17 protein-coding genes and 1 pseudogene are annotated in these 19,073 nt (G+C 62.8%); 6 read left to right on the top strand and 12 right to left on the bottom strand.

Annotation, left to right across the window (positions count from 1 at the left end; translation table 11 throughout):
• Positions 1–5 precede the first annotated feature (5 nt).
• On the bottom strand, positions 6–1,127 hold the full coding sequence (locus ACPEE1_RS12500) for a site-specific integrase (protein ID WP_260719563.1): 1,122 nt from the start codon (positions 1,125–1,127) through the stop codon (positions 6–8).
• Positions 1,128–1,230: 103 nt separating this feature from the next.
• Here ACPEE1_RS12500 and ACPEE1_RS12505 point away from each other — a divergent pair, with 103 nt between their 5' ends.
• Positions 1,231–2,316: a DNA-binding protein gene (locus tag ACPEE1_RS12505; RefSeq protein ID WP_182341335.1), complete on the top strand. Its 1,086-nt coding sequence runs from the start codon at positions 1,231–1,233 to the stop codon at positions 2,314–2,316.
• A 360-nt stretch (positions 2,317–2,676) separates the two neighbouring features.
• On the opposite strand, the gene ACPEE1_RS12510 is transcribed toward ACPEE1_RS12505, so the two are convergent.
• Positions 2,677–3,123, bottom strand: a complete 447-nt coding sequence (locus tag ACPEE1_RS12510) for a ribonuclease HI family protein (RefSeq protein ID WP_182341332.1) — start codon at positions 3,121–3,123, stop codon at positions 2,677–2,679.
• A gap of 221 nt (positions 3,124–3,344) precedes the next feature.
• Between ACPEE1_RS12510 and ACPEE1_RS12515 the strand changes: the two genes are divergently transcribed.
• The 5 genes from ACPEE1_RS12515 (at position 3,345) to phnX (ending at position 9,521) form a co-directional block, all read left to right on the top strand.
• A complete protein-coding gene (locus tag ACPEE1_RS12515) occupies positions 3,345–4,379 on the top strand; it encodes a putative 2-aminoethylphosphonate ABC transporter substrate-binding protein (protein ID WP_116925662.1) in 1,035 nt (344 codons plus the stop codon).
• A 137-nt stretch (positions 4,380–4,516) separates the two neighbouring features.
• Entirely contained in the window at positions 4,517–5,611 is a 1,095-nt protein-coding gene (locus tag ACPEE1_RS12520) for a putative 2-aminoethylphosphonate ABC transporter ATP-binding protein (protein ID WP_198424372.1), read from the top strand.
• A gap of 81 nt (positions 5,612–5,692) precedes the next feature.
• Positions 5,693–7,414 carry a putative 2-aminoethylphosphonate ABC transporter permease subunit gene (locus ACPEE1_RS12525; RefSeq protein WP_423932935.1) on the top strand — a complete coding sequence of 574 codons (1,722 nt, stop codon included), beginning with the start codon at positions 5,693–5,695 and terminating at the stop codon, positions 7,412–7,414.
• Between the two features lie 44 nt (positions 7,415–7,458).
• Complete coding sequence (locus ACPEE1_RS12530; protein WP_182341327.1) at positions 7,459–8,592, top strand: TIGR03364 family FAD-dependent oxidoreductase; 1,134 nt, start codon at positions 7,459–7,461, stop codon at positions 8,590–8,592.
• A 92-nt stretch (positions 8,593–8,684) separates the two neighbouring features.
• On the top strand, positions 8,685–9,521 hold the full coding sequence (gene phnX / locus ACPEE1_RS12535) for a phosphonoacetaldehyde hydrolase (protein ID WP_182341325.1): 837 nt from the start codon (positions 8,685–8,687) through the stop codon (positions 9,519–9,521).
• Positions 9,522–9,623: 102 nt separating this feature from the next.
• On the opposite strand, the gene ggt is transcribed toward phnX, so the two are convergent.
• From ggt to hydA, 10 genes and pseudogenes are all read right to left on the bottom strand, one after another.
• Positions 9,624–11,624 (bottom strand): gamma-glutamyltransferase, encoded by a 2,001-nt coding sequence (ggt, locus tag ACPEE1_RS12540; protein WP_182341322.1) that lies wholly within the window; start codon positions 11,622–11,624, stop codon positions 9,624–9,626.
• Positions 11,625–11,908: 284 nt separating this feature from the next.
• The gene (locus ACPEE1_RS12545) at positions 11,909–12,169 is read right to left on the bottom strand and encodes a hypothetical protein (protein WP_182341298.1); all 261 of its coding nucleotides are present in this window, start codon (positions 12,167–12,169) and stop codon (positions 11,909–11,911) included.
• A 79-nt stretch (positions 12,170–12,248) separates the two neighbouring features.
• Positions 12,249–12,773, bottom strand: coding sequence for a hypothetical protein (locus tag ACPEE1_RS12550; protein WP_182341295.1), 525 nt, complete (start codon positions 12,771–12,773; stop codon positions 12,249–12,251).
• Between the two features lie 340 nt (positions 12,774–13,113).
• Positions 13,114–13,200 (bottom strand): annotated as a pseudogene (locus ACPEE1_RS12555) (tripartite tricarboxylate transporter substrate-binding protein); the annotation flags it as partial.
• Positions 13,201–13,249: 49 nt separating this feature from the next.
• On the bottom strand, positions 13,250–14,200 hold the full coding sequence (locus tag ACPEE1_RS12560) for a 2-hydroxyacid dehydrogenase (RefSeq protein ID WP_116925644.1): 951 nt from the start codon (positions 14,198–14,200) through the stop codon (positions 13,250–13,252).
• 74 nt (positions 14,201–14,274) lie between these two features.
• Entirely contained in the window at positions 14,275–14,955 is a 681-nt protein-coding gene (locus tag ACPEE1_RS12565) for an amino acid ABC transporter permease (protein WP_116925643.1), read from the bottom strand.
• Between the two features lie 10 nt (positions 14,956–14,965).
• Positions 14,966–15,649, bottom strand: a complete 684-nt coding sequence (locus ACPEE1_RS12570) for an amino acid ABC transporter permease (protein ID WP_423932943.1) — start codon at positions 15,647–15,649, stop codon at positions 14,966–14,968.
• Positions 15,646–16,443 (bottom strand): amino acid ABC transporter ATP-binding protein, encoded by a 798-nt coding sequence (locus ACPEE1_RS12575; protein ID WP_116925641.1) that lies wholly within the window; start codon positions 16,441–16,443, stop codon positions 15,646–15,648. The genes ACPEE1_RS12570 and ACPEE1_RS12575 overlap by 4 nt, the downstream gene beginning before the upstream one ends.
• Positions 16,444–16,483: 40 nt before the next feature.
• Positions 16,484–17,338: a transporter substrate-binding domain-containing protein gene (locus ACPEE1_RS12580; protein WP_423932946.1), complete on the bottom strand. Its 855-nt coding sequence runs from the start codon at positions 17,336–17,338 to the stop codon at positions 16,484–16,486.
• A 197-nt stretch (positions 17,339–17,535) separates the two neighbouring features.
• On the bottom strand, positions 17,536–19,008 hold the full coding sequence (gene hydA / locus ACPEE1_RS12585) for a dihydropyrimidinase (protein ID WP_423932948.1): 1,473 nt from the start codon (positions 19,006–19,008) through the stop codon (positions 17,536–17,538).
• Positions 19,009–19,073 lie beyond the last annotated feature (65 nt).

Consider the following 19,073-nt stretch of genomic DNA (forward strand, 5'->3'; position numbering starts at 1 on the left):
CAGGCTCAGTCGGCCAACGGGTCATCAAGCAGGCGCGCTGCCTTGTTGGCCAGAGGCGCCTCGGCTCGGAAATAGCCCAGCACCGTCGCCGCACTTAGGTGGCCGGTCATCGCCATCGTGTCGGCCAGCGCCATGTTCTGCCGGCCCGCTTCGGTCACAAAGCCCGAACGCAGCGAGTGCGCAGAAAAATCCCCCTCAACCCCCGCGAGCGCGCAGCGCTCCTTGACGATGTTGTTGACCGACAGCGCGCTCAGTGCCGAGTCGCCCACCAGGCCATTCTTGAACACGCGTCTAAATATCGCGCCCTCACGGATGCCCGAGCCCTCCAGCCACTGGGCGAGCGCCGCACCGGCCACGCCAACGACGGGCTTGAAGTTCTCCGGCCGGGCGGATCCGCTCTGGTTGGTTTTGGACAGGCGCAGGTCATAGAGGTACTGGCCCGGGCCCATGCTCTGCAGCCATTCCATGCGCGCGTCCGCCACCTCTGATCTCCGGCGCCCACCGCTAGCCCAGGCAAACAGTAGCAAGGCGCGGTCACGCCGGCCTTTGAGACTTTCATCGCAGGTGGCCAGCAGCTGCTCCAGCAAGGGGCGGGTGAGGGCGGCCTTTTTCTGCTCCAGCATGCCCCGGCGCGCATAGGCCTTGCGCAGGTGCTGCAGTGCCTCGCGCACTTCCGTGCTGTGGCAGGGATTGGGCAGGGCCTGGTGGCTGTGCGCCTTGGATAGCACCGCAATCCGGTGCACCAGGGTGGAATGCGCCAATGATCCCCGTTTTCCCTTGAAGCCAAGTTGCACCAGCTGCGCGTCCAGCGCCGGCGGCAGGCCCGACTGCGCGCCTTGCGCGCCCAGGTGCTCGCCGTGGTCAGCCACAAACTGCAGCACCACATTGGCCGGCAGCGGCAGGGCAATGGCCTGGCCATAGCGCAACCAGTACCAGGCGGCCCAGTAGCGCAGCGCCCCTTGGTAGCTGTTGGTGGTGTTTTCAGAGGCAGCCTCCAGCCGCAGCGCATGTAATGCGTCTTGCGCCGATGCGGACAGCAGCTCAGGCTGCAATGGCGCGGCGCCGGGCGGCGCTGCGGGCAGCAAATCCGTATCTACCGGTATAGGAAGTGGTATGTAAGACTTCATATTAATTAAATATTACATGCTATGTATGATATATTACATACAACAGACGAATTACTTGCGATAACAATCTCTTATCGATAGTAATCGGAAAAGGGGTCAAAAAATGGAAATGTCGCGTGCCACGCGCAGCGTGCAAAAAGAAGATGTCTGGCAGGCGGCCGATGCGCTGCTGCTAGAGGGCAAACGGCCGACGATTGAGCGGGTGCGCCAGAAGATCGGCCGGGGCTCGCCCAATACGGTAAGCCCCATGCTGGAGGCCTGGTTTGCGACCTTGGGGCCGCGCCTGGGAGCGGGAGGCGGGGGCAGCGCCCTCAATGGCGAGCCTGATAGCGCTCTCGGCAACGGCTTGCCGCCCGTGCTGGTGCAGGCGCTGCAACAGGTCTGGGAGCAGGTGCAAGCGCAGGCATCGCAAGCGGCCGATGCGCTGTTGGAGCCCGTGCGCGAGGATCTGCAGGCGCAGCAGCAAGCGTTAGACGACGCTCAGCAAGCCCTGGCGCAAGAGCGCAGCCTGATGGCCCAGCAACGCGCCGCCACCGAGCAGGCGCTCGCCGTAGCCCATGCCCAGATCAAGATGCAAAGCGGGCGCCTGGCTGATCTGGAGCAGGCCGGCCGGCAAAAAGACCAGTTTGCCGCCACCCAGCAGCAGCGCCTGCAGGCGCTGGAGCAGGAGCTGTTTGCCAACCGCAAAGCCCGCGATGAGGCCGACCTGGCCCATGCCGAGCAGCTGCGGGAGCTGCAGCACAGCACCCAGCTGCAGCAGCACAGGGCATTGCAAGAGCTCGACCGCGCACGCCAGGAGACCAAGCAGGCAATGGCGGCCCAGCGCGCCGAGCAAGAAAAGCTGGCCAAGCTCGAAGCCCAATGGCAGCAAGACCGCCAGACCCTGCAGGGCCAGCGTGAGCAGCAAGCCGCGCAGCTGCAGCAGGCGCAGGCCCAGGTGCAGCAGTTGCAGCACCAGCTGCAGAGCGCGCAAGCAGCACATGCGCAGGCCATGGCGCTCCAAAGCCACCAGCATGAGACTGCGCTCGCCCAGCTGCGGCTGGAGCAGGCCCAGGCGGGCAGGGCGGGGGATACAGTCGCCGCAGCAGACACTGGAGCAGGCAACGGCCGCCGCCCCATGCGCAGCGTGCCGCCAGCGGCCCGGCCCCTGCGCAGGCTGCCAGGCTCGCGCCTGCGCGGCAAAAACTAGCCCGTCTGCGCTGCGGGTCTCGCCTCAGAACCTTTTCAAAGTGTCTACGCAACCGCGTTGGAGTGCAATCGGGATGAGTTTGAAGGGTCAGCGCGAAGAAATCGCCCGATTTCACTCCAACCCACAGGGACAGTGGCTTTGCGCTGCCCGGGAAGGGGCGCCCGGCTAGGGAGCGGTATGCGTTGTTGCAAATCCTCGCAATAGCTGGGCTATTGCTGCGGTATTGCGCGGCTGGGCGCCCCCCTCGCATCCCATCTCGCAAAGACACTGTCGCGGCGCGAGGAGACTTTGAACAGGTTCTTAGGCCAGCCTCAACCAGATCAATCCAGCTAAGGCCAGATAAAACACCATCAGACCGGATCAGGCCATGCTGGTCATCGCTGCTGCATCTACCGCATCGTCTGCCGGTGCCGCTTCACCGCGCGCCAAGGCATCGGCTACGGTGTTCTTGTGGCGCGGCACCCAGCGCACCTCCAGCTGTGCAAAGCCAGCACGCAGAGAACGGGCCTGTTCATACAGTGCAGCCAGGCGGGCAATCGGCTTGGCGGCGGGCTCTGCCATTTGCGCGGCCAGAATGCTGCTGTCGGTGTGCAGTAGCACCTCGCGTGCGCCCATGCCTTGCAGCCATTGAAGGGCATGGATGGCGGCCAGTGCTTCGGCCTCGTTGTTGCAGCCGGTATGGCCTACTGCCTGGCTAAAGCGGTGGCTCGCCCCATCGGGCGCATAGGCAATGCCGCCAATGCGCATGCGCCCCGGGTTGGGCAGGGCGCTGCCGTCGATATAGGCGATCCAGGTGGCTGATGTCATGCGAACAGCATAAAGTGGCGCCCAATCCAGCGCAGGGCCACCGGGAATGGCGGCCTTCAGGCGCAGGATGGCAGGCCACTGTAGCGCCTGCGATACAGCCCAAATGCCTCGTCAATATGACGAGCGCCTGTGTCATCCAAGATTCGCCAATCCGCCATGCCATTGTCACAAAGGCTTCCGATACTCCATCGATCCTATTAACCCAGGCGAGAGAGTACGCAATGAAGAACTGGAAAAAGCTGGTGGCTGCAGCTGCCGCCATGGCAGCAACGGGCCTGGTGTATGCCCAAAAGACGGAACTGACGGTCTACACGGCGCTCGAGATGGACCAGCTCAAGGCTTACGAGACGGCCTTCAACAAGAACCATCCCAACATCGCGCTGAAATGGGTGCGTGACTCGACCGGCGTTATCACCGCCAAGCTGCTGGCCGAAAAAGCCAACCCCAAGGCCGATGTGATCATGGGCGTGGCGGCATCGAGCCTGGCGATTTTCGACAAGAACGACATGCTCCAGGGCTATGCCCCCAAGGGCCTCGACGCCATCACGGCCAAGTACCGCGACAGCAAGAACCCACCCAGCTGGGTCGGTATGGATGTGTTTGGCGCCACCATCTGCTTCAACACCGTCGAAGCCAAGAAGCGCAACATCCCCATGCCCACCAGCTGGCAAGACCTGACCAAGCCCGAGTTCAAGGGCCAGGTGGTGATGCCCAACCCCGCCTCGAGCGGCACCGGCTACTTTGACGTCGCTGCCTGGCTGCAGCTGTTTGGCGACGACAACGGCAACGGCGGCGGCTGGAAGTACATGGATGCGCTGCACGAGAACATTGCGCAGTACACCCACTCGGGCTCCAAGCCCTGCAACATGGCCGCCCAGGGCGAGTATGTCGCCGGTATCTCGTTTGAATACCGCGCGCACGCCAACAAGGCCAAGGGCGCCCCCATCGAGTTGGTGTTCCCCAAGGAAGGCCTGGGCTGGGATCTGGAAGGCATCAGCATCTACAAGGGCACCAAGCAAGCCGATGCCGCCCAGAAGCTGGTGGACTGGGCCGTGAGCAAGGAGGCGATGGAGCTGTACGGCAAGAACTTTGCCGTCACCGCCATGCCCGGCGTCGCCCCCAAGCTGGCCAATATTCCTGCCGACTATGAGTCGCGCCTGATTCCGCTGGACTTCTCCAAGATGGCCGACAGCCGCGAGCGCGTGCTGGCCGAGTGGACCAAGCGTTACGACGCCAAGAGCGAGGCCAAGAAGTGAGTGACAGGGAGACAGCACGTTTGCCAGTAGCGCAGGGCCAGGCGGCGCAGACCACGCCCGTGCGCGATACCTCGTATGCATTCGAGTCCGCCGAGCAGGGCTTGCGCCGTGGCCGCGAAGAAGGCGGCCCGCCCTTTTTGGAGATTCGCCATCTGCACAAGTCCTACGGCAGCTTTACCGCCTTGCAGTCGATCAACCTGCAGATTCGCCGTGGCGAGCTGGTGTGCTTTCTGGGCCCCTCGGGCTGCGGCAAGACCACCTTGCTGCGCGCGATTGCCGGGCTCGAAGCCCAGACCAGCGGCGAGATCTGGCAGGACGGCAAGAACATCTCCCAACTGCCTGCTTCCCAGCGGGACTACGGGATCGTCTTCCAGTCCTATGCGCTGTTTCCCAATCTGACGGTCGCCGACAACGTGGCCTATGGCCTCGTCAGCCAGCGCCAACCCAAGGCCCTGGTGGCCCAGAAGGTGCAAAGCCTGCTGGATACCGTGGGCCTGTCGGTCAGTGGCGGCAAGTACCCGGCCCAGCTGTCGGGTGGCCAACAGCAGCGCGTGGCCCTGGCCCGTGCGCTGGCCATGTCGCCCGGCCTGCTGCTGCTCGATGAGCCTCTGTCCGCCCTGGACGCCACCGTGCGCGTGCACCTGCGCAACGAGATCCGGGCGCTGCAGCAGCGCCTGTATGTCACCACCATCATGGTCACGCATGACCAGGAAGAGGCGATGGCCATGGCCGATCGCGTTGTGGTGATGAACCATGGCGTGGTCGAGCAAGTGGGCACGCCCCGCGACATCTACCAACGCCCGGCCACCCCGTTTGTGGCCGAGTTCATCGGCAAGGCCAACAAGCTGCAGGCCCTGGCCGCCGGCAATGGCGGCATCACCTTGGCAGGCCACAAGCTGTACTGCCCGCAGGCGCCGCGCATGAGCCCCGGCGAAAGCCTGCATGTCTACCTGCGGCCAGAAGACTGCAGCGTGCATGACTGCACGGCCATGCCGCCCATCGGCAGCGCGCCTGCGCCCAATGGCGCGCCGGTGCTCACCGGTGTCGTCGAGCAGCTGGAGTTTCTCGGAGCGCTGTGCATCGTCCATGTCGATGTGCAGCGCCTACCCGAGCGCCATGTGCAGCTGCAGCTGAGCCCGGCGCAGTGCCTGCAGCTCGATATCCAGGTGGGCCGCTGGTTGCAGTTTTCCATCCATGCGCAGCAGTTGAAGATTTTTGCCCAGGCCGCCTGAGCCCGGCCGTTGCCCTGGCAAGCGCCGGGGCAGGGGCCGCTCGCGGCCATGTCCCCGGTCACGGGGCCTTACCGACACACTATGACCTCATCCGTTTCAGCGCCCGCAGCGCTCCCCCGCCATACCGGCCTGCATGCAGCGCCCAGTGACCGCATCGCGCAACTGGCGCTGGTCGCCATCACTGCGCTGCTGCTGCTTGGCCTGTTGGCACCGCTGGCCGCCTTGCTGGGCCAGGCCTTTGCGCCCACCTCGGCTGACGACGGCTCGGCCTTCATGCGCTTTGTGCGCTATTTCCAGTCGCCCGCGCTGCTGGGCAGCCTCTGGAACAGCCTGTGGGTATCGCTGGTGGTCACCGCCGTGGTGATCCCGCTCGCCTTTGGCTTTGCCTATGCCATCACGCGCTCGGGCATCCGCGCCAAGGTTCTGCTGCGCAGCATCAGCCTGCTGCCGTTGCTGGCTCCGTCGCTGCTGTCTGCCATCTCGCTGATCTACTGGTTTGGCAACCAGGGCGTGCTCAAGTCCGTTCTCAATGCGCTGGGCTTTGAGAGCATCTACGGCGCGCCCGGTATCGTGCTGGCCCAGTGCTTTGCCACCTTTCCGCATGCGCTGATGATCCTGATCACCGCACTGGCCCTGGGCGACCAGCGCCTCTACGAGGCCGCCACCGCGCTGGGAGCGAGTCGCACGCGCCAGTTCTTGACTGTGACCTTGCCGGCGGCGCGCTACGGCGTGGTCTCAGCCGCGCTCGTGGTGTTCACCTTGGTGGTCACTGATTTCGGTATCCCCAAGGTAATCGGCGGCAATTTCAACATGCTCGCCACCGATGTGTTCAAGCTGGTGATCGGCCAGCAGGATTTCCAGCGTGGCGCCGTCGTGGCCTTGCTGCTGCTGCTGCCGGCCGTCATCACCTATGCGATTGACCGCCAGGTGCAGAAAAAGCAGACCGCGGTGCTGACCGCGCGCGCCGTGGTGCTGCAGCCCAGCCGCCATGCCGCCACCGACCGCTTTTGCAGCCTGCTGTGCTGGACGCTGGCCGCGCTGATGCTGGCCATGTTCGGCATGGCCATCTTTGCGTCGCTGGTGCAGTTCTGGCCGTACCAGCTGGGCCTGACCCTGAGCCACTACACCAGCGGCCTGGTCGATGCCGGCGTGGATACTGCCGTCTTCAACAGCCTGACCATGGCTGCGAGCGCTGCGGTGGCCGGGCCCATCGTGGTCTTCATGGGCGCCTATCTGCTGGAAAAAACCAAGGGCATGCCTGCGCTGCGCCCGGTGCTGCGCATGCTGGCCATGCTCCCCATGGCCGTGCCCGGCCTGGTGCTCGGCCTGGGCTATATCTTCTTTTTCAATGCCCCCGGCAACCCGCTGAACTTTCTGTACCAGACCATGCCCTTGATGGTGCTGTGCACGGTGATGCACTACTACACCACCGGCCACATGACCCTGGTGACGGCGCTCAAGTCGATTGATGGCGAGTTTGAATCGGTCAGCGCCTCGCTCAAGGTGCCGTTCTACCGCACCTTGTGGAAGGTGACCCTGCCGATGTGCCTGCCGGCCTTGCTGGAGGTCTCGCGCTACTTCTTTGTGGCCGCGATGACCACGATCTCGGCCGTCGTCTTCCTCTACTCGCCAGAAACGCGCCTGGGCGCGGTTGCGATCCTGAACCTGGATGAGGCCGGCGACATGGCCGCTGCCGCTGCGATGGCGGTGATGATTGCCGCGATCAGCTGCGTGGTGACCGTGCTCTACCAGGCGCTGGGCTGGTGGTTGAACAAGCGCACGCAGGCTTGGCGCAAGCGCTGATCGCGTGGATGGACAAGATGATTCGAGAACCAGGAAAGACAGGAATGACGGTGGGAAGCACAAGTTTTGATGTGATGGTGGTGGGTGCAGGCATTGTGGGCCTCGCCCATGCCTATGAGGCGGCGCGCCGGGGCCTTAAGGTCTGCGTGGTCGACCGGGATGCCGCCTGTGTGAGCGCATCGATCCGCAATTTTGGCTTTGTGACGGTGACCGGCCAGGGGGCAGGGGACACCTGGCGCCGTGCGCGCCATGCGCGCGACGTCTGGGCCGAGCTTGCGCCCAAGGCCGGTATCACTGTGCAGCACCAGGGCCTGAACCTGGTGGCCACACGCGACAAGGCGCTGGATGTGTTGCAGGCCTTTATGCACACCGAGATGGCCCAGAGCGTGAACTGCGCACTATGGAGCCCCGAAGAAGCCGCCCGCCACGCACCCGAGCTGCGGCTGGACCAGGCCAAGGCCGTGTTGCACAGCCCCATTGACCTGCGGGTCGAATCGCGCGACGCAATCGCCCAGCTGACGCGCTGGCTGGCCGAGCAGATGCAAGTCACCTTCCGCTTTGGCGAAGCGGTGTGGGAGGTGGCCACGCCCAAGGTGGTGACATCCAAGGGCCAGCTGCATGCCGAGCGCGTGGTGGTCTGCACCAATGCCGACATCCATGGCCTTTACAGCGAGCTGTTTGCCAAACACCAGGTGCAGCTGTGCCAGCTGCAGATGCTGCGCGTGCAGCCGGCTGGCGATCTGCGCCTGAACGCATCGGTGATGGGCGACCTGAGCCTGGTGCGCTACCACGGCTACAGCAAGCTGCCCGAGGCCCGCGCCTTGCTTGAGCAACTGCAGCAGGAAGAGGGCGAGAGCCTTGCCCATGGCATCCACCTGATCGTGGTGCAGAGCGCCGACGGCAGCCTGGTGGTCGGCGATTCGCACCACTACGGCGCCTCCGTCCAGCCCTTTGCGCAGGACGAGGTCGATGCCCTGATGCTGCGCCACATGCGCGAGGCATTGAATATCGACGACTTCCGCATTACCGAGCGCTGGCTGGGCATCTACCCTTCGGCCCCACGCACGGACTGCTTTATCGAGGCGCCGGACGCTGCCACCCGCGTAGCCATCGTCACCAGCGGCACGGGCGCGAGCACCGGCTTTGGCGTGGCGCACGACACCTTTGCCCATTGGTAAGGGTTGCCGGGCACGCAGAACGACACATCTCTTGTATAGACAGCCCCAACGCGGACCCTGGCCAGTGGCCGGGCCAAGGGGCAGAGGACACCATGACGAATTTTCACAACCCCCAACGCGTACAAGCCGTTGTTTTTGACTGGGCCGGCACCATTGTCGACTTTGGCTCACGCGCGCCTATGGGCGCCTTTGTGCAGCTGTTCCAGGATTTCGGCATCGAGATCAGCATTGCCCAGGCCCGGGGCCCTATGGGTTCGGCCAAATGGGACCATATTGCGGCGCTGTGCCAACTGCCCGAGGTGGCAGCCCAGTGGGAGCGCCGCTATGGCAAGCCGGTGTCCAGCAGCGATATCGACCATCTCTACGAGGTGTTCACGCCGATGAACGCGCGCGTGGTCGGAGACTTTGCCGAATTTATCCCTGGCGCGCTCGAAGTCGTCAACCGCCTGCGGCTCGATGGCATCAAGATCGGCAGCACCACCGGCTACAACCGCCCAATCATGGATGTGCTCGAGCCCATCGCAGCCCGCGCCGGCTACGCGCCAGACAACATCGTCTGCGCCGGCGACCTGGCCGCTGGCCGCCCCAGCCCCTTGATGATGTACCGCTGCTTTGCCGATCTGGGCATCTGGCCGGCCTCGACCGTGGTCAAGGTGGACGACACCAGTGTGGGCATTGCCGAAGGGCTGAATGCCGGTTGCTGGACGGTCGGTGTGGCCGTCAGCGGCAATGCCAATGGACTGTCCCTGCCCGAATGGCAGGCACTGAGCTCGGACGCGCAATCAGAGATCCGCAGCACTGCGAGCGAACAGCTGCGCAGCGCCGGCGCCCATTTTGTGATCGACAGCGTGGCTGACCTGCTGCCAGTGATCGAGCAGATCAACCAGCATCTGCAGCGCCAGGAGCTGCCCGCACACACTGCCGCTTGATGCGCTAATCAGATAAGCGCCAAGAGCAGGGCGCCAACCAGCAAAAAAGCCGCCGCGGGCATCAACCCACAGCGGCTTTTTGACGATGGTGAAACCCGAGGCTTACTTGGCCTTGTAGGTATCGCCCAGCACCACACCTTCACGGCGTGGATCTGCGCCACCGCTCAGGCGGGCTTCGCCTGCTGCATTGGCGGTGCGAATCACGGTGCCCACACCGCTGGACTGCGCATTGACCGACACGGTATGCCCCATGGCGCGCAGTGCCAGCACCAGCGGATCGTTGTCACCGCTGTTGGTGGCATTGATGTTGGGGTGCTCGCCGCCCAGGTTGGTGGTGCGGCTGTTGGAGGCGCCAAAGTTCACCAGGTTGGTGGCTTGCTGCGCATCGAGGCCCCAGTCCAGTGCGCCCACCAGGGTCTTGGTCACGAACTGGATGATGGTGGCACCGCCAGGCGAGCCAGTAGCCATTTTGAAGGCGCCAGGTTGGCCGTCCGCCGTGGCTTCAAACACCAGCGTGGGCGCCATCGAGCTGCGTGGGCGCTTGCCCGCTTCCACCTTGTTGGCGATCGGCAGACCATCGGCCGAGGTGGGCGCGGCGGAGAAGTCGGTCAGCTGGTTGTTCAGGATAAAGCCCTGGGTCATGTGGTAGGAGCCCATGCCCGCTTCCACCGTCGTGGTCATGCTCACCACGTTGCCCTTGCCGTCGACGATGGTCATGTGCGTGGTACCCGCTTCGGTCACCTTGCCCACGCCCAGACGGGTGTTGCCAAACTGGCCGGCAGTCGCGGTGCCCATGCTCTGGGTGGGCGAGATCAGCGCGGCGCGCGACTTCAGGTAGCTCTTGTCCAGCAAGGTGCTGTAGAGCGGGCCGGGCAGGGGGGTGAAGTCGGTGTCGGCCACATACATGTCGCGGTCGGCATAGGCCATGCGCTCGGCTTCGCTCACCAGGTGCACGCCCATGGCGGTGGGCTTGCCGCCTTCGACATCCAGCGCGGTGGGCTTGTGGGGGGCCAGGTCAAAATTCTCCAGCACACCCATGGCCTGGGCCACGGCAATACCGCCGGATGACGGTGGTGGCATGCCGCAGATCACATACTTGGCACGGTAGGTGGTGCAGACGGCATCACGCTTCTTGGCCTGGTAGCCGGCCAGATCGGCCAGCGTGGTCACGCCAGGGGTGATGGGCGCGCCAGTCGTGACGTTCTGGGTCACGGCAATCTTGTCGACAATGCCTTGTGCCACCGATCCGGTGTAGAACGCATCGGCACCGCCGGTCGCCATCTTCGTCAAAGTGGCTGCGTAAGCGGGGTTCTTGAAGGTTTCACCCAGGCCCTTGGTCGAGCCATCGGCGTTGAAATACAGAGCCAGCGCATCGGCATCGGCCTGCAGCGCGGTCTTGGCACCGGCCAGCGCATCGGACATGCGGCCGCTGATCTTGAAGCCATTGGTGGCCAGGTCAATGCCGGGCTGGATCAGGTCCTTCCAGGGTTTGGCACCGTGGTCCTTGTGGGCCAGGTCCAGCATGCGCACGGCGCCAGGCGTGCCGATGGAGCGGCCGCTGGCACGGGCGCTGGGCAGTGGCGTGGTTTGTGTGCTGCTGTCGATATAGCGCAGGTAATCGGGTGTCGCGGCCGCAGGGGCTGTTTCGCGGCCGTCGTAGGCCGTTACCTTCTTGGTCGCTGCATCGTAGTACAGCATGAAGGCGCCACCACCAATGCCGCTGGACTGGGGCTCGACCAGACCCAGCACCATCTGCACGGCCACTGCGGCATCGACGGCCGAGCCGCCGGACTTCAGCACTTCACAACCGGCCTTGGACGCCAGAGGATTGGCCGTCACCACCATGTACTTATGGCCTTCGACGACCTTCTTGCCGGTGCGGTAACCCGAAGCCAGCTCGGGGAACGAAGGATCGCCAGGCAGACCGGAGCCCACCACTACCGAGCCGTCCGACGTGCCAGCTTCGCAAGCGGTGCTCACCAGGTCTTCTTTGTCGTTGTGGCTGGAGCCGCCGCAGGCGGTCATCGTCAGCGCGACGATCGCTGCCAATGCGGCCATGCTGTAGCGCGCAGGTACGGCGCCCAGCGATTTTTCGTTTTTCATATAACTTTTCCTTGGATCAATTGACAGGAAATTGTCTTAGCAAAACGAATCATCGAAAGGCTGTATGAGCCGTGGTTAACCCTCGGTTTGGCAACAAATTGACCGCCTTGCCCAGGCGGGGCGAGTAGATGGTTCCTGGTTCGGTGCTGGTCTGTTGGCTAGGCAGAAAGATGACTTAACATAATATACATCGTATCAATTAACTAAGGAGCTGTCTGCAGTGCTCAGCAGTACTTGCAGCTGCCATTCCTTCAGCGCCGCCTAGAACCTGCAATTTCTTGCTCTTAGCGCTCAGGCCGAATATCTGCGTCAGACTTGTCATCCTTGACCAGCACCCAACGGTAGCCCGCTGGTGCAACTGGTGGCTGCGCCGCCTGCGTCGACCTCCGGCGGTCACCCAGACTGGAGGCATTGATGCCGTTTTTGATGGCGGCCTTCAGAATCTCGTAACCGACCCACAACGAGATGATGCTGCCAACCAGCCACCACAACAGCATCCAAGCGAACTGTCGATCCATCTCCATCTGCCATCTTGCCCAGTCCATTGCGACTCCTCCTGCCGCGCAGTGTAGCTGCGTGCGGGTCTGAAACCCGCCAGCGCATGCAAGCGCTGTAACAGGAACCTCAGCACCCCGCCCGAAACTGCTGGTCTCGCGCGCTTTGCCGTTCCTCGCGGATCCATTCCATCTTGCGTGCGGTACCGCCAAATCTAGCGGCGGCATCCAGATATTCCACCCTTTGCTTGAATTCCTCGCAACGCGCTTCGTTGGATCGTACGCTGCCAGGCGCCGCCGAATGGTAGTGATGACGGGCCCGGCTAGCGCGCCGAGCATCGTCCGCCCGTTTTCGTTGGGCGATGGCCATTTGGGTCTTCCAGTCCACATTGCTCGGCACTCGGGCGCTCTCGACCAGGCCCCAACGCTCCTGCGAACAAGGCCGATCGATCCACCACAGCTCGGTTTTGTCAGGCCTTTTGCACAGGTAGATCAGCCGGGTAAGCGGCCCATCGGGATTGCTGACTGCGGGCGTCACATCAATGGTTTTGGCGTTTTTGCAGGGCTCGGCGCTATAGCTATTGCCGCAGCGGTAGACCTCTTGGGCACCGGCTGAGCCTGCGAGCAGCAGGCCCAGGGCCATCAGAAAGCGCATACATTTCCTTACGTATTCTCTGCGCGAATCCTAGCGGCTGGTTCTGCTTCCAGCATTGAAAAAGGCCTGCATACGGGCAGGCCTTTGGTGGTGGGTGAGGTCGTCACCGTATCAGCGCCCACCTCAGCTGGCATTGATACCAAAGCGCTTGATGATGTCGCCATAGACCTGGGTCTCACGGCGCATCTTCTCGGCAAACTGGGCCGATGGCATGGCGACCAAGTCGGTGCCTTGGGCGGCAAGCCGTTGGCGGGTATCGCAGCGTCTTGCCACCCAACGCGTGGCCTGGCCACCAGGATATTGGGCGACTGTGAAATGAGCACCACCGGTACAAAGCTATCAACACTGTATAGCCATCCGCCTGCGCCCTGGTCACGACCTCGGCACCGAGCAAGCCGCCCGCCCCTCCCCTGTTCTCGACGACCATGAACAGGTGATGTCAGCCGCCCCGACTTGACATTGAGTGGATTGAGTTTTTAGCGGATTAGAGAGGAGCTCTTAGCGTACAAACCGGCTAAACGCTGCAAAGTCAGTGCAATGATTTCCTCGTGGGCTTCGACCGTAAAGCCGCCACGGTGCGGCTGCAGCAAGGTGTTGGGGCTTTGAACCAGGCTATCGGGCACCTGCGGTTCGTGCTCAAACACGTCGAGGGATGCCCCGGCAATCTGGCCTGCGGCCAGCGCTTGGGCCAGCGCTTGTTCATCGACCACGCTGCCACGGCCCACATTGATCACATAACCCTGAGGGCCCAAGGCGCTCAGGATGTCGGCATTGACCAGATGCAGTGTCGCGCTGCCTCCGGGCAAGGCTAAAAACAGAAAATCCACCGCAGTGGCCAGGCTTTGCAGATCGGCATGGTGGGTATAAGGCAGCGCTTCTACTGGGCGGCGTGAGAAATAGCTGATCGGCATGTCGAAGGCGAGCAAGCGCTTGGCAATCGCCTGGCCAATCGCGCCCATGCCGGCAATGCCCACGCGCTGGCCAGCCAGGCGGCGCACCGGCTTTCGGTCAGCGCCCCATTGCAGCGCGCGCACTTCGCGGTCGGCAAAATGGATGCGCCGGGCCATCGAAATCATCATGCCAATCGCAAGCTCAGCCACGTCCACCGCATTGACGCCTGCGCCTGTCAGCACCTGAATGCCACGTGCCTGTGCGGCGGCCAAATCCACGCACTCCGTGCCCGCACCCAGGTTCAAAATGAGTTCGAGCTGGGGCAGTTGCTCCATCAAGGTCGCATCAATTGCCTGGCCGCCGCTGGTACACACCAGGGCGCGAATGCGCGGCACGTACGGTGCGAGCTGGGCCATAAAGTCCGGTGCACTGTGCAAGACCAAAGGCAGGAAGCTGTCAGGCAAGCTGGCACTGAGGTCCTGGGCCAGCCAGGGGCCGAGAATGGGCAATGGGATGGGTGTAGCGTGCAGGGTCATGGGGCGTGCGCAATTAAATGGATCAATGAACCTGCGATTGAAACCATTCAATGGCAGGCCTGCTAGTGCGTCTATCAGTGGCTGAACATGGCGAGCTTGCGGTGCTCCAGGCGCGCCAGCCAGCGCGTCAGCGGCCACAATAAGGCCAGGTAGAGCAGTGCGGCCAGCACCACGGGCGAGGGGTTGTAGACCAGCGACTGCACATCGCGGGCGTTGCGCAGCAATTCCGGAATCCCGACCACGCTGGCAATCGCGGTGAGCTTGACCACCTCAATACAGTTGCCCAGCAAGTCGGCCTGCACATGGCGCGTGGCCTGCGGCAAGATCACCCAGCGCAGTGCTTGCAAACGGCTCAGACCGGTGGAGCGGGCCGCTTCCATCTGACCTTTGGGAATGGCCTCGATGCCGGCGCGAAACACCTCGGCAAAGTAGCTGGAGTTGTTCAGCGTAAAGGCCAGCATCACGGCAATCAGCTTGGGCACATCGCCGATGACAAAAGGCAGGCCAAAGTAGAGAAAAATCAGCAAGACCAGCGGCGGAAAGGCGCGAAAGAAATCAATATAGGCAATGATGCTCCAGCGCAGGCTGCGGCGGCTCGATTGCGTCTGGCCCAGGGCCAGCAGCAAGCCTGCAGCTGCACCCAGCGGAATCACCAGCACCGAGAGCCAGATCGTGGTCCAAAAACCTTGCAGCAAATACGGCAGCGCTTGCTGGAAGACCTCGAGGTTGAAGAAGTTTTGTAAGAAAATTTCCATGGCTTGGCACTTACGCGGTGGTTTTGGTTTTGTGCTCCAGCCACCGCGAGAAAATCACGATCGGCAAGAACACCAACAGGTAGAGAAATGCCCCAATCGTCAGCGGCGTGGGGTTGCCCGCCACCGCCGATGCGGCCTGCGCATTGCTCAGAATTTCCCCCAGGGCAACGATCGAGCCCAGTGCGGTGTTCTTGGTCGTCGAGATCACACGGTTGGTCAGCGGCGGTACCGCGCGGCGCAGCGCCTGGGGCAAGACCACCCAGCGCATCGCCTGCCACCACGACAGGCCGGTGGAGCGCGCCGCCTCGGTCTGGCCTTTGGCCAGCGAGGCCATCGCCGACCAGATGCTTTCTTGCGCATAAGCGGCCAGCACCATCGACAGGCTCACCCAGGTCGCGGCAAAGGCCGATAACTCCAGCCCCAGGGTCGCCAGGCCAAAATACAGCAGGATGAGCACCACCAGCGGTGGCAGCGAGCGCATCACGTCCGAGAAGATCACAGTGGCTGCCGTCAGCCAGCGCAGCTGCAATGCGCGGCCAATTGCCATGGCCAGACCCAGCGCCAGACCGGTGATGACGACCGCTATGCCGACCCCGATGGTGACCAGCATGCCACGCGCGATGTCGGCCCAGTATTCCTGCGCGATGGCAAGGTTGAAAAAGGTAAATAAAAAACCGCCGCTGGACTCGCTCATAGGCTGCCACCTGCGCCAATGAATGCCTGCAATGCAGCGCCTTTGACTCCATTCGTGCCATGCATGTAGCGGCCCACAAAGCTGCGGGTGCGCTCTTGCTGGGGGTTCTCAAAAATCTCAGCCGGGGTACCCGCTTCGGCGACCACGCCGCCATCCATGAAGATCACGCGGTCAGCCGCTGCGTGGGCAAACGCCATTTCATGGGTCACGACCAGCATGGTCATGCCTTCATCGCGCAGCGCGCGCATCACCTGCAGCACCTCGTCAACCAGCTCCGGATCCAGCGCGCTGGTGGGCTCGTCAAACAGCATCACCTGGGGCTTGAGCGCAATGCCGCGCGCAATGCCCACGCGCTGCTGCTGCCCGCCCGATAGCTGGCTGGGAAACGCGCTCGCCTTGTGGGCCAGACCCACTTTGGCCAGCGCCTCCTGGGCAATGGTCTCGGCCTCGGCTTTGCTTTTTTTCTGCACCTGGCGCAGTGCCAGGGTGATGTTTCCCAGCACGTTCAGGTGGGGATACAGGTTGAAGTGCTGGAACACCATGCCGACGTTTTGGCGCACCTGGTTGACATCGACATCGGACCGCATGATGTCCTGGCCGTTGATGACCACCTGGCCGTCGCTGGGCTCTTCCAGCCGGTTGCAGCAGCGCAGCATCGTGCTTTTGCCAGAGCCAGAAGGTCCGATGACGCACACCAGCTCTGCCGGGTACACACGCAAGTTCACACCACGCAAGACGTCCAGCGAGCCGTAGGATTTGCGCAGTTCAACAAGTTCAAGAATGGGGGCACTCATAGGTTCTCAGCACTTCAGGGTTATCACAGCCATCGCGTGCTTACGAGCACTTCGGCTTAACGGGGGTGGCGTCGTAGTTCTCGGTGCCTGGCACGCCGTGGCCTGGGCTGACGGTGCGCTCCACGCTGTTGGTCTCGGGCGAGTAGCCATACCATTTTTCTGCGAGCTTGGCGATCGTGCCATCGGCCTTCATGCACTTGAGCACGTTGCTGACCTGGTCACGGCCGGCCTTGTCGTCGAGGCGGAAGGGAATCGCCCAGACCAGCCCGGTCTTGATGGTGTAGCCCGCCTGCAGCGCAGGCGATTGTTTGACGGCCCAGCCCGCCACCGTGCTGCCGGTCAGGTTGTAGTCGGCACGCTTGGTCAAGACGGCCTGAATCGCATCGGCGTTGGAGCCGTAGACGAAGTACTTGAAGCCGTACTTGTCGGCGTTCTCTTTGGCCCAGGCGTCGTAGTTCGAGCCCTTGTTGACCGCAACAACCTTGCCTTTCAGCGCCTCCAGCGACTCCAGCGCGGCTGCGTTTTTTCGGCCCATGAAGGTGTAGTTCGTCTCGGTGTAGCCCTCGGTAAACAGCATGGCTTTGGCGCGCTCAGGCGTGACCGTCACAGGCGCGAGCAGAAACTCGTATTTGCCGCTGTTAAGACCCGGCACCAGGCCCGAGAATTCGGTTGCATCAATGCTGAGCTTGCGGCCCAGGCGCTTTGCGATTTCTTCGCCCATGTCGACGTTAAAGCCTTGCAGGCCGCCGCCGATCTTGACCATGGCCTGCGGGGCAAAGGTGGGATCCAAGGCGGTTTTCAAAGGCGCAGCAGTTTGTGCGTGGGCGGCGCTGGTCAAAGCCAGTGCCAGTGTCAGCCAGGAGACGCGAGTGAGGGGATGGGCAAGGTTGTTCATGGGCGGAGTTGGTTCATTCATGGATGAAAAGCCATCACTGGCTGGGCCTGAAAGCTTGGGAGCTTGAGAAAATTATTGGGCGCATTGGCCAAGCTGTCGCCTGCCGTTTTATCGGTATGCCTTAACCTGTTGTTAAGGGCCCGCCAAAGCCAGGCTGGGCCTGGCTTTGACACGCAAAAGGCGACGTCATCTGGCACTCAATACTGCTGCCAGGCCTTGCCTTTGAGCCCCAGCCATTGCGAGGCATCAGAGGGCTTGGGCTGCTGGGCTGCTTGCAAAATCGGCTCGGGGCATTCGCAAGGCAAGAATTGGCCACGGCCACGCTCGGCCTGCAGCTGGGCGTTCTCGACCACGACCTCGCCACGGCTGATCACGGTGATGGGCCAGCCATTGACCACACGGCCCTCGTAAGGCGTGTAGCCGACCTGGTCGTGCAGGTCGCTCCAGCGCACGCTGCGCTGGGCTTGGGGGTCCCAAATCGCAATGTCGGCATCCAAGCCGACGGCAATATCGCCCTTGCGTTTTTGCAGGCCATACATGCATGCATGGTTGGTGGCAGTGAGACGCACAAATTCTTCGGGCGTGAGGCGGCCAGTCAGCAGGCCCTCGGAGAACAGCAGCGGCAAGCGCAGCTCCAGGCCGGGCACGCCATTGGCCATTTCCTTGAAGGTGGTGGCATCACCCTTAGGCAGCTTGCCGCTTTCATCGAACTTATAGGGCGCGTGGTCAGAGCTGTAGATGCCCAGGGTGCCATCCAGCAGGCCCTGCCAGACCTTGTCTTGCGCGGCCTTGTCGCGCACGGGTGGGCTGCAGCAGAACTTCGCCCCTTCCAAGCCCTTCTGGTCCATGTCTTCTGCGGTCAGGAACAGGTATTGCGGGCAGGTCTCGGCATGCACTTTGCTGCCCAGTTGCCGGGCACTGCGAATCACTTCAATAGCTTCGGGGCCTGAAATATGCACCAGCAAAATCGGCACATCGAGCAGATTGGCCAGCTGGATGGCGCGCGCGCTCGCTTCGATTTCTGCAATCGCATCGTGGGCCACGCCGTGGAATTTGGGTGCCGTGAGGCCCTTGTCCAGCAAGCGGCGCGCAATCCAGCGGATCACGTCGTGGTTCTCGGCATGCACCATGACCATCGCGCCTTCGCGGCCTGCGACTTCCAGCACATCCAGCATCTGGAAGTCGTCGATCTTGAGCTTGTCGTAGGTCATGTAGACCTTCAGCGAGGTGATGCCCTCTGCAATCGCGCGTGGCAAATCCTGCTCCAGCATTTGAGGGGTGATCTCGGACAGGATCAGGTGAAAGCCGTAGTCGATCACCGCTTTCTCGGCCGCCAGCTTGGCGTAGGCGGCGACCACCTCGGGCACTTGCTGGCCTTTGTGCTGCGCAGCAAACGGGATCACGCAGGTCGTGCCACCAAACGCGGCCGAGACCGTGGCGCTGTAGAAATCATCGGCGCACATCACGCCCGCGCTGGACGCTTGTTCAATATGGGCGTGGCTGTCGATGCCGCCTGGCATGACCCACAGGCCTTGTGCGTCAATGTCACGCCGCCCTGCTGGCAGGTTCTCGCCAATGGCAGCAATGGCGCCGCCCTGAATGCCGATATCGGCCACAAAGGTGTTTTGGGAGGTGCTGATACGGCCGTTGCGGATGGTCAAATCAAACATGGCATCGTTTCTTTCTCAAGCTAGGTTCAGACAGATGCCCGGGTGGTAAGCAGGCTTCATGCCAA

The sequence above is a fragment of the Comamonas sp. 23 genome, assembly GCF_049601575.1.
Lineage (GTDB): Bacteria > Pseudomonadota > Gammaproteobacteria > Burkholderiales > Burkholderiaceae_C > Comamonas > Comamonas squillarum.